Origin of the sequence: Nocardia anocheti, assembly GCF_029675105.1 — a bacterium.
GTDB lineage: Bacteria > Actinomycetota > Actinomycetes > Mycobacteriales > Mycobacteriaceae > Nocardia.
Window position 1 is genome coordinate 352865 of record NZ_JAQQFV010000001.1, and the last position, 16117, is coordinate 368981.

Sequence of the window (16117 nt, forward strand, 5' to 3'; positions counted from 1 at the left end):
TTGTGTCCGGGCTCGTGTCCGGGTCAGAACACCCGCAGCGGGCCGGGGCTCCAGAGCCCGGTGCGGGTCTGGGTTCCGGTCGTGAGCTGGGCGGGCACGGCGGGCAGGTGCTGGTCGTAGCGTTCCAGCGAACCCCAGTCGCGGGCCCAGTCGTCCTTCAGATAGGTCGGGATGGTGACCCGGTTGGCCAGCATCTGCGAGAAGCCGAGCGGGCCGCCGAACTCCTGGGCCTGCCAGGTGTCGGTCGAGGAGATGGCCAGCGGCCGGTCCGGCAGGATGCGGTAGTTGGGGACCTCGGCCACGCCGTTCTCGTGCGTGAACGGACGCTGGCAGGGGAACTGCAGGCCGACGGCCCAGTCCAGCAGCACCGGCTGGTCCCGGCCGATGTAGTGGTCCAGGGTCTGCAGCTTCGGCACCCGCGGCGGGGTGAACGCCAGCCACTGGTCACCGATCAGGATCGGGTCGTTGGCCACGATGCGCACCGCGTTCGCCTCGGCGGGCAGGTCGGCCAGCGGCACGCGCAGGTTGCGCCACGACGGGTACGGGCCGATATCGCGGGGCAGGTAGGCACCGAGCGCGGTGACGCTGCCGTCGGCGTCGCGGGTGCCGTACTCGACCAGCAGCGACTGGCCGTACTTGTCGGCGCCGGTGTCGTCCTTGGAGGCGATGCGGCCCGCCGCGGAGATGACGATCAGCGGTGTGTCCTCCGAGCGGGCGGGCAGCCCGTACCAGGACGACTCCAGGTGCGCGGGCTGCTGCACGCCCTCCTGGTAGGAACCCAGGATCGGGGTCCGCGCGGGGTCGAGGCCGAAGGGCAGGGCCACGGTCGACCCGTTGACGCCGCGCGCGCCCTCGCCGCCGCCGGTACCCGCGCTCTCGCCCTCGGCGAAGGCGGCACCGACCGACTGGTTGCTGGTGTTGCCGGTGCCCGGCTTCACCTCGACGGCATCGGCGGAGAGGTCACCGGGCACGCCGTTGGGCGTGAAGGCGACCGAGTCGGTCCCGGCCAGCGGGTCGTTCGGGTCGGTGAGCGGACGGGCCGGATCGGTGATCGGGTCGAGCCTGCCGCCGTTGGGGTCGGGTTCCACGAGCACGTCGTTGGCCAGGCCGCAGGCGTTGCCGCCGAGCGCGTCGATGTTCGAGCGGGCCAGCGAGTAGGCCGGGTACTGCTGGGTGGCGCCCTTGACCAGCGAGAGCACCTCGAAGGCCACCATCAGCCCGACCACCACGGTCAGCGGTATGGCGGCGAACTTGCGGATGCGCCTGCCGCGTTTGGTCGCGACCGAGGGCACCGGTTTCACGTAGTCCTCGCGCAGCGCGTACCAGGCGACCAGGGCCAGGCCCAGACCGAACAGGATCAGCATCACGGTGTTGGAGTTGATGCCGCGCAGCGAGACGGTCTTGTCGAACCACGGCACGCCGTAGCTCGAGACGTACCAGTAGCCGTTGATGCCCGAGAACGACAGCGCCAGCACGAACAGCAATCCGGCCAGGAAGATGGCCCGGTTCTTGCGTGAGCGCAGCGCGCTCTGCGAGACGGCCACCGCCGTCACCGCCGCGAGCCCACCCGCGATGCCCGCGTAGGCGCCGAAGTGGTGGGTCCACTTCGTCGGGTTGAACATCATGAAGAAGATGGTGCCGAACACGATGCCCATCAGCCGCCAGGTCGGTCCCGAGGCGATACCGGGCACCTGACGGCGGCGCAGCAGCACCAGCAGTGTGGTGAACAGGCACAGCAGCATCACCAGGAAGGCGAAGCGCCGGGCCAGCGAGCCGTCGACGGTCTCGACGAACATGTAGTAGTAGCGCAGGTAGTCCTCGTACCAGGCCAGGTTCGGGCCGGTGGCCTGACGCACCCGGTTGGCCTCCTGGATACCCGCGAACGTCTGGTCGCCGTAGACCACCACCAGCACCAGCAACCCGGCCGAGGCGATGGGCGCGAGCAGCGGCAGCGTGCCGAACTGCCGATGCCTGCGCACGACAATGCGCACGAGCGGGCGGATACCGGCCAGCAGCGCGGCCACGCACATCAGACCGGTCGGGGCGGCGGCCAGGGTGAACGCCGCGATCAGTACCGCGATCCCGGCGGGCAGCAGCCGACCGGTGGCGATGGCGCGTTCGATGGAGACCCAGGTGAGCAGCGCGCCCAGGGCCACGATGGGCTCGGACCGCAGGCCGTTGTCGAAGGGCAGCCAGAAGGCCAGGAACACCAGACCGCCGGTCCACAGCGCCACCTGGCTGCGCTTGACGGCGTTGCCCAGCCGCGGGACCACCTCGCGGCTGATCACCATCCAGCACAGGATGCCGCACACCAGCGCGGGCAACCGCACCCACGGGCTGGCCGTGGAGAACTCCGCGAACACCTGGATGACGTAGTAGTACCAGCCGAACGGCGCCTCGGGCACGCCGTACCAGCGGAAGTAGTTGGCCATGTAGCCCGCGTCGGGGGCCACTCGGACCATCGAGAGGATGTAGCCGTCGTCGGAGGTGTTCGCGCCGACGAAGTGCCAGACCAGCAGCGTGCCGATGACCGCGCCGTCGGCCCAGGTGGGCTTCAGCCAGTTGCGCGGCAGGAACCGGCGGTGCCCGCGCCCGTCACTGCCGTCGAGCTGGGCCAGCGCGCCGAGGGCCAGCAGCGTGCACAGCACCGCCGCGACGATCGCGATCAGCTTCACCGGCGACGGGCTGGAGGAGAAGCGCGAGTCGATGGTGGAGGTCAGCGAAAGGCCCTGCGGCACATCACCGCGCAGGTCGGAGAACACGCCGACGATCTGCGGACGCAGATCCCCGCCGAGCTGGCCCTGCACCGGCACCCGCACGGTCTCGACCGCGCCGGGCTGCCCGTCGACCGGCCGCTCGATCTCCTTGCTCAGCCCCTCGAAACTCGCGGTGGTGCGGTGCTGATCGGAGCTGATGACGATGGCCGAGCACTGGTCCATCGCGGACCGGTCGGCCGAGGCCACCACGGCGTTGCGGTCGACCACGTCCACGGCGGTCTCGGACACGCGCACGAACAGTGCCTCGAGCGCCGCGCGGTCGCCCTGCGGCGGCGCGGTGGCCAGCAGCATGCCGCCCTGTTCGGGCAGACTCGCCACCGCCGAGCAGGGGATGGTGGCGTTCAGGTCGATCGGCACCTGGGACATGAGCGGTGCCTGGATATTGCCGAGCTTGCCGTTCTGCGGCCAGGTCAGTTCCGCGGTGGTCTGGGTGACCGGCAGGAACGGCGTGGCCACCGCGAAGAGGGCACCGAGGAGTCCGGCGATCAGCGCGATCCATCGCGCGGTCCGGAAGTCCTTCGCGGAAGCCGCCGGTTGCGCGGGCGGCTTGGTGAGAACAGCTGTTGCGGCGTCTGGCACGGTTCGCCATGGTATCCGCACCGCCGTCATTGTGAGGGCTCGCACGCCTCGCCGGAGAACATACGCTACGGCATGGTGTGAAGTTCAAGCATTTCATTAGGATTCGCGCGTGACAAAGGGTTGCCCGGTCATACGAATCGGCTATCGATAACGGCTACGACCCCCGCTTCGCCGCGACACAGAAGTTTGTCCACGTTACCAGCGCGTAGGGAACCTGTAGATAAGAACGATGGTAACTGTTACGCAAGGTAACGGCCTGGCATTTTAAATGCGTTCCGCCGCCACCGACGACGAAACGCGAAGGTTCCCGAATGAAATCGTAGGCGCGAACTCCACCCTGGCGAAAACCCCCTTTTCGTACTCTTGAACACGACCGCTTCACATCTGGAAACGGTCGATCAATTCAAGGAGTACGCAATGTTCGACAGCAACTTCTTCACACGTTCGGCACTGGTCACCGCGGGCTGTGCGGTGGCCGCGGCATCGTTCGGTCTCGGACCCGCCGCGGCCCAGGCCTCCACCACCGTGAGCCCCGCGGGCGCGGCGGTGCAGGCCACCAACCAGGGTTCGGTCAAGGCCGTGGCCGGTGGTGTCACCATCACCTGCACCACCTCGTCCGCGACCGGCGCCGTGCCCGCCGCGCCGAACAACACCAACCCCAGCGGTCCGGTCACCGTGCCGATCAACGCGCCCACCTTCACCGGCTGCTCCACCAGCATGTGGGGCGTGAGCGCGACGGTGACGACCAGTGGCAGCTGGTCGATCACGGGCCAGAACGGCTCGCCGGTGGCGGGTTCGATCAATGTGCCCACCGGCGGCATGGTCATCCAGACCAGCGGGCTGGCCTCCTGCAAGGTGGTCGTGGCGCCCACGGCACCGGCCACGCTGGCGGGCACCTGGACCAACGGCAGCCCGTCGACGGTGCAGGCGACCAATTCGCCCGCGCCGATCAAGGTGACCGGCGGCTTCGGCTGCCCCACCAGCGCCACCACCGGAACGGTGACCGGCGTGTACAAGGTCACCAATACCACCACTCCGTCGGTGCCGATCACGGTCGGCCCCTGACAATTCCGCGGGTGAATTCGGCACCGACGTTTCGGCGATGACGTCGTCTCGAATTCGAATGCCCACGGGGTGAAAAAGAACCCGCGTGCGTCTCTCACTCGCACGCGGGTTCCACCACATCGTAGGCAATATTCGCGCCGGGCGCGGCGGGTAGTCGCCACGCCCGGCGCGGACCCCGGTCCCTTCCCGCCCCCTCCCCTCCCTAGACTCGACGCCATGACCAAGGTGAATCTCGAAACCAACCACGGACAGATCGTGCTCGAGTTGGACGACCAGGCCGCGCCGAACACGGTCGCCAACTTCGTGAACTACGTGAACGCGGGCCACTACAACGGCACCGTGTTCCATCGCGTCATCCCCGGTTTCATGGTTCAGGGCGGCGGCTTCGAGCCGGGCCTGAAGCAGAAGCCCACCCAGGCACCGATCCAGAACGAGGCCACCAACGGCCTGAAGAACGACAAGTACACCGTCGCGATGGCCCGCACCAACGACCCGCACTCGGCCACCGCGCAGTTCTTCATCAACGTCTCCGACAACGCCTTCCTCAACCACTCGGCCCCCCAGGGCCAGGGCTGGGGCTACGCGGTGTTCGGCAAGGTCACCGACGGCACCACCGTCGTCGACAAGATCGCGGGCGTCAAGACCGGCAGCGCGGGCCCCCACCAGGACGTCCCCGTCGAAGACGTCATCATCGAATCCGCCACCGTCGCGTAGTTTTTCGGGAGAGCGGGGCCGTCACCACTGTGGCGGCCCCGCTCGGTACCCGGGTCAGGCGAAGACTGTCACCACATCCACCGATGGGTACCGCGCGGCGAGCTTCCGATCCAGCGTTGCGAGGGTGGCGCCGCTGGCTTGCGCGAAGGCAGCCAGGTAGTCGTCGGTCCACAATTTGTGGCTGTGGTCATTGCGCGCCGACAGCGCACGGAACACCTGGTCCAGCGAGTTCGGCTCCTCGGCCCAGATCACGCGTTCATCGGCGTTGAGCTGGTCGATGATCCGCCAGGCATCACTGCGAGACAAGACCTCCGTGTCCATCACCGCGGGATTCGAGAGCAAGCGCAGCAGGCCGGTTTGAGTGACCCGGCACATGAGCAGGCTGTCCGATTGGGCATCGAACCAGGTGGCTGCCGCGCGATGATGGACATGCCTGCCGTACACAGCGGCCAGCCACAGGCCGACATCAACCAGCGTCACCGGCCATACCTCTCTACATCTTCGGCATCGAAGGCATCGGCGATGTCAGCATTGGTGATGTTGCGAAGCGGACCCGCGTCGGCCGTGCCGACCAGCGGAAAGCTCACCCGGCCCACGCTCGGAGTCGGCGCGGCACCGACCTCACGCGCCAGTGCTTTCGCGAACAACTCCTTGAGACTGATTCCGCGCGCGGCAGCGGCCAACTTGGCGGCCTGCATCAGGCCTGGCGAGAGATCAACCGTAGTGCGCATAAAAGCATATTATCACCACACGCTAAGCAGCCACCACAAATGGCCGCCCCGACCTTTGCCTGGGCGGCCAATCCGCAGGTCACGTGCTTAGAGGGGCAGGACGTGGTGTTTGCGGGGGTTGCGGACGATCTTCTTGTCTTCCAGCAGTTTCAGGGCGCGGCGGATCTCGAGGCGGGTGGTAGCCGGTTCGATGACCGCGTCGATGAAGCCGCGTTCGGCGGCGACCCACGGGGTGGCGATATTGGTGTTGTAGAAGTCGATGAGCTGCTGGCGGACCGCGGCGCGCTGTTCTTCCGGCGCGGCGGCGATCTGGGCGGCGCCGATCAGGCTGACCGCGCCCTCGGCACCCATCACGGCCAGGCGGGCGGTGGGCCACGCCAGGTTGATGTCGGCGCCGAGCTGCTTGGACCCCATCACGGCGTAACCGCCGCCGTAGGACTTGCGCACCACCAGGGTGATCTTCGGGACCGAGGCCTCCACGTAGGAGAACAGGAACCGGCCGCCGCGCTTGATCACGCCGACCTTCTCCTGCTCCACACCCGGCAGGAAGCCGGGGGTGTCGACCACGAACACCAGCGGGATCTCGAAGGCGTTGCACAGGCGCACGAAGTGCGAGGCCTTGTCCGAGGCGCGCGCGTCCAGCGCACCGGCCGAGGCCAGCGGCTGGTTGGCGACCACGCCGACGCTGCGGCCGTCCACCCGGGCGAACCCGGTGATGATGTTGGGTCCGGTGCCGGAGCTGATCTCCTTGAACTCACCGTCGTCGAAGATGCGCAGCAGGATCTCGTACATGTCGTACCCGGCGTTGTCCGAGTCCGGCATGATCGTGTTGAGCTCGCGGTCGGTGTCGGTGATCTCGGGCTCGAGGCCCGGGTTCACGATCGGCGGCAGCTCCTGGCAGCTGGTGGGCATGTAGCCCAGGTACTCGCGCACCCACTGGAACGCCGCGTCCTCGTCCTTGGCGACGTGGTGGATGTTGCCGTACTCGGCCTGCGTGCGCGCGCCACCGAGCTCCTCGAGGCTGACGTCCTCGCCGGTGACCTCTTTGATGATCTTCGGCCCGGTGACGAACATGTGCGCCGACTCGGTCGCCACCACCACATCGGTGCAGATGGGCTCGTACACCGCGCCACCGGCGCAGTTGCCCAGGATCAGCGAGACCAGCGGGACCATGCCCGAGAGCGGCTCGAGGTTGGTCGCCATCCAGGCGTACCAGGCCAGCGAACTGATCGCCTCCTGCACGCGCGCGCCACCGGAGTCGTTGATGCCGACCAGCGGGATACCGACCTTGGCCGCGTACTGCATGATGCCGCACAGCTTGCGCCCGAACGCCTCACCGACCGACCCGCCGTAGACGGTCTGGTCGTGCGAGAACACCGCCACCGGACGGCCTTCCACCAGACCGTGGCCGACCACGACACCGTCACCGTAGAGCGCGGTCGGATCACCGGGCTTGCGCACCAGCGCGCCGATCTCGACGAACGTGCCGGGGTCGAGCAGCTGGTTGATCCGGTCGCGGGCGCTGGGAATGCCCTTGCGCGCCCGCTTCTCGATCCCCTTCTGCCCCGCGGGCTCTTTGGCGAGCTCCAGCCGCTCGTGTAGATCGGCCAGCTTCTCGGCGGTGGTGCTCACTTCTCTCCCTTTGCGGAAATCGCGGCCAGCTTGGCGGCGAGGTCGGCACCGATCTGGCCGATCCGCGGTTCGTCGACGATCTGGAGGTGGTCGCCCGGGATGTGGACCACCTCGAGGTTGGGGATGTATTCATCCCAGCCGCCGTTGGGGCGGCGATCCGCGTAGCGCGGCTCGAGCTCGATCGCGCCGTCGTGGTAGCGATCAGCCAGGTACAGGACCACGTCGCCGTCGTAGCGGCTGGGGTCCTTCTGCTCGAGCGCGCGGTTCTCCAGGTAGGAGTGCCGCTGGTGCTCGAGCACACCGCCGGGAATCTTCGCGCCGGACAGCTTGATCAGGTCGCTGATCATCGCGAACTGCTCGGCATCGGTGGCGGCCGCCAGCTCCTCGATCTGCTCACGATCCAGCTCGGAGGGCACGTTGTAGGTCTTCTTGGCGAAGGCCTGGTACCGCTCGAGGCGCGCGATGCGGCCCTCGAGGGTGTTGTCCTCGGGCTCGACGGTCATGGCGAGGTCGATCAGGCCGATGTGACGCACGTCGGCACCCTCTTCGCGCAGCATCTGGCCCACCTGCAGGGCGAGCACCGCGCCGAGTGACCAGCCGTACAGCACGTACGGCCCTTCGCCCTGGATCTTGCGCAGCTCTGGCAGGTACTGCCGGGCCCGCTCCTCGATGGAGCCCTCGACCCGCTCGAAGCCGTACATCGGGGTGTCGGCGGGCAGACGCTTGAGCAGCGGCTCGTAGACGAGGGTGTTGCCACCGGCGGGATGGAAGACGAACACCGGTGTGGCGGTCGACCCTTCGGTCCGTGCCCGCAGCGGACGGATGAAGCCGTCCACGTCGGCGCCGCTGTCCTGCAGGTTGCGTACGACCTCGGAGAGCTGCTCGATGGTCTCGCAGTCGAGCACGTCATCGACAGTCACCTCGGCCTTGACCCGCTCGGTGAGGCGCGCCGCCATCTTCTCGGCGACGTCCTCCTCCAGGATCGGCAGGGTGTTGAAGATGCCGCCCGGCGAAGTGCCCGTGACGACAGCCCAGGTGGCGTAGGCCAGCCGCTCGGCGGCGTCACGTGGCGGAACGTTGTCCTCGTCCCCGGCCGGGGCCGAGTAGTCGACATCGGGCGCGGCGGCCTCCACCTTCGCGGCCGATTCGACAGCGGCATCCGAAACCTGCTCGGCGGCAGCGACATCGGCGACCGGCGCCGCAACCGACTCGCTAGCGGCACCTTCCGACGGCAGCTCCGCACCGGCCGCCTTGGCCGCGGCCAGCGGATCATCACCGGCCGCGATCGCCGCACGCGCCGCCTCGACGAAGTCGGCGTCGACGCCGATCTCCACGTCCTCACCGGCGGCACGGGCCGCGGCCTGCTTCTCCGCCATGGCCGCGACCTCGTCACGATGCTCGATGGCGTAGCGCAGCACCTTCGACACCTCGTTGAGGCTGGCGTCGCGCACCGCGGAGATCTGCAGCTGCGGAATGTCGAACTCGTACTCCACGCGGTTCTTGATGCGCATGGCCATCAGCGAGTCCAGGCCGAGTTCCATCAGCGGGATCTCCATGGGGAGGTCCTCGACGGCGTAACCCATGGACTCCGCGACGATCACGCACAGCCGCTGCTCGACGGTCTCGCCGCTGTCGGCGCGCCAGCGGTCGCTGGTGGCCACGGCGATCTCGGCGGCGGTCGGCTCGGGCTCGGTGGTGGCGGCCGGAACCGCGAGGGCCGCGGCGGGTTCGGGCAGCGGCGCACCGGAGGTGACCACGGCGTCGAACAGCAGGGTGAAGCCGAGCGGGGTCTTGGCGTGCACCTGCACCGAGGCACCCCCGAGGTGCGGGGTGAGGGTGGTGGTGAGCGTGCCGGTGGTGGGCAGCGCGGCGTGCGGGTGCGACACCGTGACGGCTACATCCGAAAGCACCTGCGCGGCAGCGGCTTGCACGAGCGCGGTCAGATCGGTGACCGACCCCGCCTGCACCTCCCACGCGTGGCGCCCGTCCGGCATGGCGACGTGCGCGCCGGGCACCCGGGTGTTGCCCGCGCCCGAGGACATGGCGACCTTGGGCCAGTACTCCTTGCGCAGGAACGCGGTACGCGGCACGTCGGCGTAATCGCCTTCGGGCAGCAGCGAACTCAGGTTCACGGCGTGGCCGTGCACGTAGAGCTGGGCGAGCGCGCCGATCACACCGGCGGACTCGTCCTCCTTGCGCTTGAGCGTGGGGATGAGCTGCGCGTCGTGCACGCCCGCGGCGAAGGTGGTGCCCAGCACCTGCATCAGCGCCACCGAGTTGGGCGCCAGCTCCAGGAAGGTGGTGTGCCCGGAGTCGACGGCGGCCTTGATGGCGTTGGTGAAGTACACCGCGTGGCGCATGTTCTTCACCCAGTAGGGCTCGTCGTGGATCGGGTCGGAACCGGGCTTGAAGTACAGGCCCTCGTGCACGGTCGAGTACAGGCCGGTCTTCAGCGAGGTGGGCTCGATACCGGCCAGTTCGGCGGCCAGTTCGCCCAGCAGCGGGTCCATCTGCGAGGTGTGGCCCGCGCCGCGGGTGGGCAGGATGCGGGCGAACTTGCCCATGCCCTCCACCTCGGCGACGATCTGCTCCACCTGCTCGCGCGGCCCACCGATGACGGTGTTGGTCGGCGCCGCGTACACCGCGCACTCCACATCGGGGAAGCGCGGCAGCAGCTGCGCCACATCGTGGGCGCTGAGTTCGACCAGCGCCATATTGCGCACGTCGTCCTCGGTGATCATCTGCTCGCCCTCGCCCATCAGGCGCGAACGGGCGCAGATCACGCGCACCGCGTCCTCGAGGGTCAGACCACCGGCGATGTAGGCACCGGCGACCTCACCCATCGAGTGACCGACCACCGCGGCGGGCTCGGCGCCGTGCGCGCGCAGCAGCGCGGCCAGACCCAGCTGGGTGGTGAAGATGCCGACCTGGCAGGTGCCGACGTCGTAGTCCTGCTCGTCGTCGAGGAACATCTCGCGGATCGAGTAGCCCGCCTCGTCCTGCACCAGCTCGTCGACCTCGTCGACCGTCTTGCGGAAGATCGAGTTCTCGTTGTAGAGCTGCTTGGACATCTTGCGGTGCTGTGCGCCGAAGCCACACATCACCCACACCGGCGCGGCGACGGCCGGGGAATCGGCGGTGAACACACCGGCGCCCGGCTTGCCCTCGGCGATGGCCCGCAGACCCGCGACGGCTTCTTCGTGTGTCTTGGCCAGCACCACACCGCGCGAACGCTGATGGCTGCGCTTGGCCAGCGCCCGGGCCACATCGGTGAGCGGCACGTCCTTGCCCGCGCCCTCGAGCCAGTCGGCCAGCTCGGCGGCGGCGCGCTTGCGGCGCGAAGGCAGATAGGCCGAGACCGGCAGGATCACCGGCAGCGGCTCGGCGCGCTCGCCGTCCCACTCGAGCACGGGCTCGGCGGCGATCTCGGTGATGGCGGTGGCCTCGGCGACCACGTCGGTGGTCTCCTCGCCGTCGAAGAGCTCGGCCTCGGCCACCTGCTCGGCGGTGACCTCGGGAACCAGCTCGGGCACGACGCTCGGGACGTACTCCTGCAGGACCACGTGCGCGTTGGTGCCACCGAAACCGAAGCCGGAGATACCGACGGTCGCCACACCGCTGTAGCGGGGGAACTCGGTCGGCTCGTCGACGACCTTGAGGTTGGCCTGCTCGAACGGGATGTAGGGGCTGGGGCCCGCGTAGTTGATGTTCGGCGGGATGACGTTGTGCTGGAACGACAGCAGCACCTTGGCCAGGCTGGGCACACCGGCACCGGACTCGAGGTGACCGAAGTTGGTCTTGGCCGAGCCGAGCAGGGCGGGCTTGTCGGCCTCGCGGCCACGGCCGACCACGCGCGCCAGCGCCTCGGCCTCGATCGGATCACCGATCGGGGTGCCGGTGCCGTGCGCCTCGATGTAGTCGACCGTCGACGGGGCGATGCCCGCGTCCCGGTAGGCCCGGCGCAGCACGTCGGCCTGGGCGTCCGGGTTGGGCGCGAGCAGACCGTTGGAACGGCCGTCGCTGTTGACCGCGGTGCCCTTGATGACGCCGTAGATGTGGTCGCCGTCGCGCTCGGCGTCGACGAGCCGCTTGAGCACGACCAGACCGGCGCCCTCGGAGCGGACCATGCCGTCGGCGTCCTTCGAGAACGCCTTGATCCGGCCGTCCTCGGAGGTGCCCGGCGCGAAACCGAGGGTCGTCATCGGGATCAGCAGCATGTTCACGCCACCGGCCAACGCGACCTCGGCGTCACCGTCGCGCAGCGCGCGCACCGCCTGGTGCACGGCGACCAGCGTCGAGGAGCACGCGGTGTCCACGGTGACCGACGGGCCACGGAAGTCGTAGAAGTAGGACACGCGGTTGGCGATGATGCCGTTGGAGCTGCCCATGATCGCGTACGCCTCGGCGGAGGCGGGCACGTTCGGATCGGTGTTGCCCAGCGCGAGCGAGGCGATGATCTGGAAATCGCTGGTCGAGGACCCGATGAACATGCCGACCGGGGCGCCCTTGAGGTCGCTCGCCGGAATCCGGGCGTGCTCGAGGGCCTCCCAGGTGAGTTCCATGATCAGCCGCTGCTGCGGGTCGATGCGCTCGGCCTCGAGCGGCGAGGTCGCGAAGAAGTCGGCGTCGAAGCCCTTGACGACGTCCTGGTCGAGGTAGCCGCCGCGAGTCTTGCCCGCCTCGACGGCCGCCGCCACGGTGGGATCGCTGAGGAATTCTTCCCAGCGCCCTTCCGGCAGCTCCCGGATCGCGTCCCCGCGCCCGATGATGAACTCCCACGTCGACTCCGGCGTCGACCCCGCACCCGGCAGTCGGGTCGACAGACCCACCACCGCGATGTCGTGCGCCTCCGACGGCGTGTACGCGTCGGTGTAGTCCTCGGACTCCTCGACCGGCAGCTCCGGCTCACCGTTGACGATGACCTCGGCCAGCGAGGCGATGGTCGGGTGCTGGTAGACCACCGTCGGCGTCAGCGTGACGCCGGTGAGGTCCTCGATGTCACCACCGAGGGCGAGCGCGTCGCGCGAGGCGAGCCCGAACTCCTCCATCGGCCGGTCGACGGTGATCGCCTCGACCGACTGCCCGGTCGCGTCGGCCACCCATTTGCGCAGCCATTCGCGCAGCTCGGCGACCGAGAGGTCACCCGAGGGCGTGGTCGTCGCGTCATCGTCGGCGGCGGTCTCCGGACGATCTGCGTCCGGGGTTTCGGCGCTGTTCTGGGAGCCCTCGTTGTGTTCGGGGGCGGTCGTCCTGGGCTGGTCGGCGCGATCTCGGGAGGCCTCGTTGTGTTCCATCAATTCCTCAAGCTACCTGTCTGCGTACAGGGCGCGCCGTGGAATGACGCCCGGCATGCTCGACATGCCGGGCGTCATCACCGAACCGGTCGGCCGATTACTCTTCTGGTGCATCGGGGAAAGCCTGCTGGGTGTAACCACCGCGCAGCGTTCCCTCGAGGTAGGCGGCCTTGCAGGCGCGCCGGGCGATCTTGCCGCTGGAGGTACGCGGGATGGAGCCCGCGGGAACCAGCAGGATGTCACGGGCGGTGACGCCGTGGCGCTGCGAGACCGCCGCGCGCACCGCGTCGGCGATCGGAGCCGGGTCGGCCTTGCCCGCGCCGGGACCACGTTCGGCCACGATGACCAGCTGCTCGGACGCGTCGTCGGCGTCGAACTTCAGGCCGGAGTGGCTCTCGGCGGCGAAGACCTCGGCGGGCAGCTGGTTGGCGGGCACCGCGAAGGCGGCGACGAAACCGGGCCGCAGCGCGGTGGAGGCCTCCTGGGCGGAGAACTCCAGATCCTGCGGGTAGTGGTTGCGGCCGTCGACGATCACCAGGTCCTTGACGCGACCGGTGATGTAGAGCTCGCCGTCGAAGTAGACGCCGAAGTCGCCGGTGCGCATCCAGTTCGCGTCCGCGGCGGTGCCCTCGGTGTGGCCACCCGGCTGACGCTCGGTGACCCGGTTGCGGAAGGTCTTGGTCGACTCGTCGGGGCGTCCCCAGTAGCCGATGCCCATGTTGTTGCCGTGCAGCCAGATCTCGCCGACCTGACCGTCGGGCAGTTCACGGCCGCCGTCGGGGCCCTCCACCGACTCGGGGTCGACGATCGCGGCCCACTGCGACAGGCCGACGTACCCGCAGGAGACCTGCGCGATGGCGTTCTCGGCGGACTGCTCCACGCGGACCATCCGGCCCTTGTTCAGCTCGTCGCGGTCGACGTAGATGTACTTGGCCTCGTCCTCGGCCTTGGTCGCCGAGACGAACAGCGTCGCCTCCGCCATGCCGTAGCAGGGCTTGATGGCGGTCTTGGGCAGGCCGTACGGGGCGAACGCCTCGTTGAACTTCTTCATCGACGAGACCGTCACCGGCTCGGAACCGTTGATCAGGCCGATGACGTTCGACAGGTCCAGCGACTCGCCCGCCTTCGGCACACCGCGCGCCGCGGCGTGCTCGAACGCGAAGTTCGGCGCGGCCGCGAAGGTACCGGCGCCGTCGGAGACCGCGGCCAGCTCGTTGATCCAGCGCGAGGGGCGACGCACGAACGCGCTCGGCGACATGATGGTGATGAACTTGCCGCCGACCGCGGGCAGGATGACCGTCAGCAGGCCCATGTCGTGGAACAGCGGCAGCCAGGTGACACCGCGCGAGTTCTCGTTCATGTTCAGCGAGTTGATCATCTGCAGCAGGTTGGTGCCGACCGCGCGGTGGGTGATCTCCACACCGGCCGGAACACGGGTGGAACCCGAGGTGTACTGCAGGTAGGCGATGTCGTCGATCGCGGTGTCGGGGCGGACCCAGGAGTCACCGAGGGTGTCCGGGATCGCGTCGACGGCGATGATGCGCGGACGCTGCGCGGCGGGCAGCGAGCGGAAGAACTGGCGCACACCGGCGGCCGAGGAGGTCGCGGTGAGGATCGCCGAGGGCTCACAGTCACCGAGCACGGCGTGCAGCCGGTCGGTGTGGCCCGGCTCGTCCGGGTCGAACAGCGGGACCGAGATGGTGCCCGCGTAGATCGCCGCGAAGAAGGAGATCACGTAGTCCAGACCCTGCGGGGCGAGGATCGCGACCCGGTCGCCCGGGTTGGTCACCTGCTGCAGGCGAGCGGCCACCGCGCGCAGCCGAACTCCGAACTCCTGCCAGGTCAGCTCGTGTACCTCGCCGTCGCGCTCCCGCGAGTAGTCGATGTAGCGGTACGCGAGCGTATTCGCATCGTTACGGGTGTGCTTCTCGACGTGATCGACCAGGGTCCGACCCTCGGGAATCACAATGTTCCCGGTCGCGTCCAGGTAGTCGTCGAAAGTCTCTTCCATTCCTTCTTCTCCTCCGAGGACCGGGCACCGGTGAAATGTTCCAACGCGCTGGGGGCGTTGACACCTGTGCGGCCTCGACTCGCTATCGCCACCGGACGCAGGTGCACGTCGTAGCTGTGCATCCTGACAACCTGCGGATTTTCGAGCGGTCTGCGCGGTGACCGCTATCGGCTAGATGTTCTCAAACCAGAGTCATGTTACAGAGAACCCCCGCTCAGTCCTCCCGCAGCAGCGGAATGACAGGCGCGAAAGCATCCATCTGGGTGGGGAAGATGCCGACATACGACATCGAAGTGAGTTGGCGCACACGTTTGATCTGTTCGGCGATTTCCTCGAACGTACCGATCGCGACGTAGGGCGAATTCAGGATCTGCTCGACGGTGAGCTCCACGTCGACCTCGAGATTGGGGTGCAGGCCGCGCGAGATCGCGTTGAGGGCCATCTCCGCGGTCTTCTCGCGGTCGTCGGTGATGACGATGGCGGTGATGGCCCAGTTCAGCTCGATGTCGGCGAACCGGTCACCGGCGGCGGCCTTGACGATGTTCACCTTCTCGATCGTCTTCTCCAGCGTGATGCCCGAGAGCAGACCCTTCCCGTTCTTGGTGGTCTGCGGGACGATCGAGACGATGTCGGCGTGCTTGGCGGCCAGCGCCAGCATCTTCGGGCCACCACCACCGGTGCACAGCGGCGGACGCGGGCCCTGCCGCGGCCGCGGGGTGCCCTTGATACCGCGCACCTGGTAGTGCTTGCCCTCGAAATTGCACTCCTGACCGCGCAGCAGCGTGTCCAGGATGGTCAGCGACTCGTCGAGCTTCTCCAGCCGGACGCCGGGGCGTTCGAACGGGATGCCCGCGTCGTCGAACTCCTCCTTGATCCAGCCCGCGCCCACGCCGACCTCGAGCCTGCCCTTCGACAGCACGTCGATGGTGGCGAGGTCCTTGGCGAGCACGACCGGATGCCGGAAGCCGTTGGCCAGCACCGAGGTGCCGAGCCGGATCTTGCTGGTGGCCTGGGTGAGCGCGCCCAGCGCGGCGATCGGGCCGATCTGATCGCCCAGGTGATCGGGCACGAAGAAGGTGTCGTACCCGTACTCCTCGGCCTCCTGCGCGGTCTGGACGAACTTGCGCGCGCCACCCTCCTGCTTGTTGCCCTCTCCCGCCGCTCCGAAGCGGAACGGACGCAGCGGCGTACCCAGCGCGGTCGACTCACCGACGGGTGCGGCAGCTTCGGTCATGAACTCTTCGCTCCTGGCTGTGCGATGGACTCGGGCGCAATCACCAGCGCACTTTACAGCGTGTGGGCGAAACGGAGTGC

Annotated in this window: 9 protein-coding genes; 2 read left to right on the forward strand and 7 right to left on the reverse strand. The window is 68.4% G+C overall.

Annotated features, from left to right (window positions below):
• Nucleotides 1-23: 23 nt before the first annotated feature.
• A complete protein-coding gene (locus tag QC180_RS01785) occupies nucleotides 24-3356 on the reverse strand; it encodes an arabinosyltransferase domain-containing protein (protein WP_278260767.1) in 3333 nt (1110 codons plus the stop codon).
• A 417-nt stretch (nucleotides 3357-3773) separates the two neighbouring features.
• Between QC180_RS01785 and QC180_RS01790 the strand changes: the two genes are divergently transcribed.
• Together QC180_RS01790 and QC180_RS01795 are read left to right on the forward strand one after the other, a co-directional pair.
• A complete protein-coding gene (locus QC180_RS01790; protein ID WP_278260768.1) occupies nucleotides 3774-4421 on the forward strand; it encodes a hypothetical protein in 648 nt (215 codons plus the stop codon).
• Nucleotides 4422-4637: 216 nt separating this feature from the next.
• Complete coding sequence (locus tag QC180_RS01795) at nucleotides 4638-5135, forward strand: peptidylprolyl isomerase (RefSeq protein ID WP_278260769.1); 498 nt, start codon at nucleotides 4638-4640, stop codon at nucleotides 5133-5135.
• Nucleotides 5136-5189: 54 nt separating this feature from the next.
• Here QC180_RS01795 and QC180_RS01800 read toward each other — a convergent pair whose 3' ends face one another.
• The 6 genes from QC180_RS01800 to QC180_RS01825 form a co-directional block, all read right to left on the reverse strand.
• Nucleotides 5190-5615, reverse strand: a complete 426-nt coding sequence (locus tag QC180_RS01800) for a TA system VapC family ribonuclease toxin (protein ID WP_278260770.1) — start codon at nucleotides 5613-5615, stop codon at nucleotides 5190-5192.
• Nucleotides 5612-5866, reverse strand: coding sequence for a hypothetical protein (locus QC180_RS01805; protein ID WP_278260771.1), 255 nt, complete (start codon nucleotides 5864-5866; stop codon nucleotides 5612-5614). The genes QC180_RS01800 and QC180_RS01805 overlap by 4 nt, the downstream gene beginning before the upstream one ends.
• Nucleotides 5867-5953: 87 nt before the next feature.
• Complete coding sequence (locus tag QC180_RS01810; protein WP_278260772.1) at nucleotides 5954-7498, reverse strand: acyl-CoA carboxylase subunit beta; 1545 nt, start codon at nucleotides 7496-7498, stop codon at nucleotides 5954-5956.
• Nucleotides 7495-12792, reverse strand: a complete 5298-nt coding sequence (gene pks13, locus QC180_RS01815; protein WP_278260773.1) for a polyketide synthase Pks13 — start codon at nucleotides 12790-12792, stop codon at nucleotides 7495-7497. Before pks13 ends, QC180_RS01810 begins: the two co-directional genes overlap by 4 nt.
• 97 nt (nucleotides 12793-12889) lie before the next feature.
• A complete protein-coding gene (gene fadD32 / locus QC180_RS01820; protein WP_278260774.1) occupies nucleotides 12890-14803 on the reverse strand; it encodes a long-chain-fatty-acid--AMP ligase FadD32 in 1914 nt (637 codons plus the stop codon).
• 214 nt (nucleotides 14804-15017) lie between these two features.
• Nucleotides 15018-16037, reverse strand: coding sequence for an LLM class F420-dependent oxidoreductase (locus QC180_RS01825; RefSeq protein WP_278260775.1), 1020 nt, complete (start codon nucleotides 16035-16037; stop codon nucleotides 15018-15020).
• Nucleotides 16038-16117 lie beyond the last annotated feature (80 nt).

Excerpts from the sequence above, each read along its gene's own strand:
- QC180_RS01790 (WP_278260768.1), top strand. The coding sequence starts at position 3,774 with ATGTTCGACAGCAACTTCTTCACACGTTCGGCACTGGTCACCGCGGGC.
- QC180_RS01795 (WP_278260769.1), top strand. The coding sequence starts at position 4,638 with ATGACCAAGGTGAATCTCGAAACCAACCACGGACAGATCGTGCTCGAG.
- QC180_RS01805 (WP_278260771.1), bottom strand. The coding sequence starts at position 5,866 with ATGCGCACTACGGTTGATCTCTCGCCAGGCCTGATGCAGGCCGCCAAG.
- pks13 (WP_278260773.1), bottom strand. The coding sequence starts at position 12,792 with ATGGAACACAACGAGGCCTCCCGAGATCGCGCCGACCAGCCCAGGACG.
- fadD32 (WP_278260774.1), bottom strand. The coding sequence starts at position 14,803 with ATGGAAGAGACTTTCGACGACTACCTGGACGCGACCGGGAACATTGTG.
- QC180_RS01825 (WP_278260775.1), bottom strand. The coding sequence starts at position 16,037 with ATGACCGAAGCTGCCGCACCCGTCGGTGAGTCGACCGCGCTGGGTACG.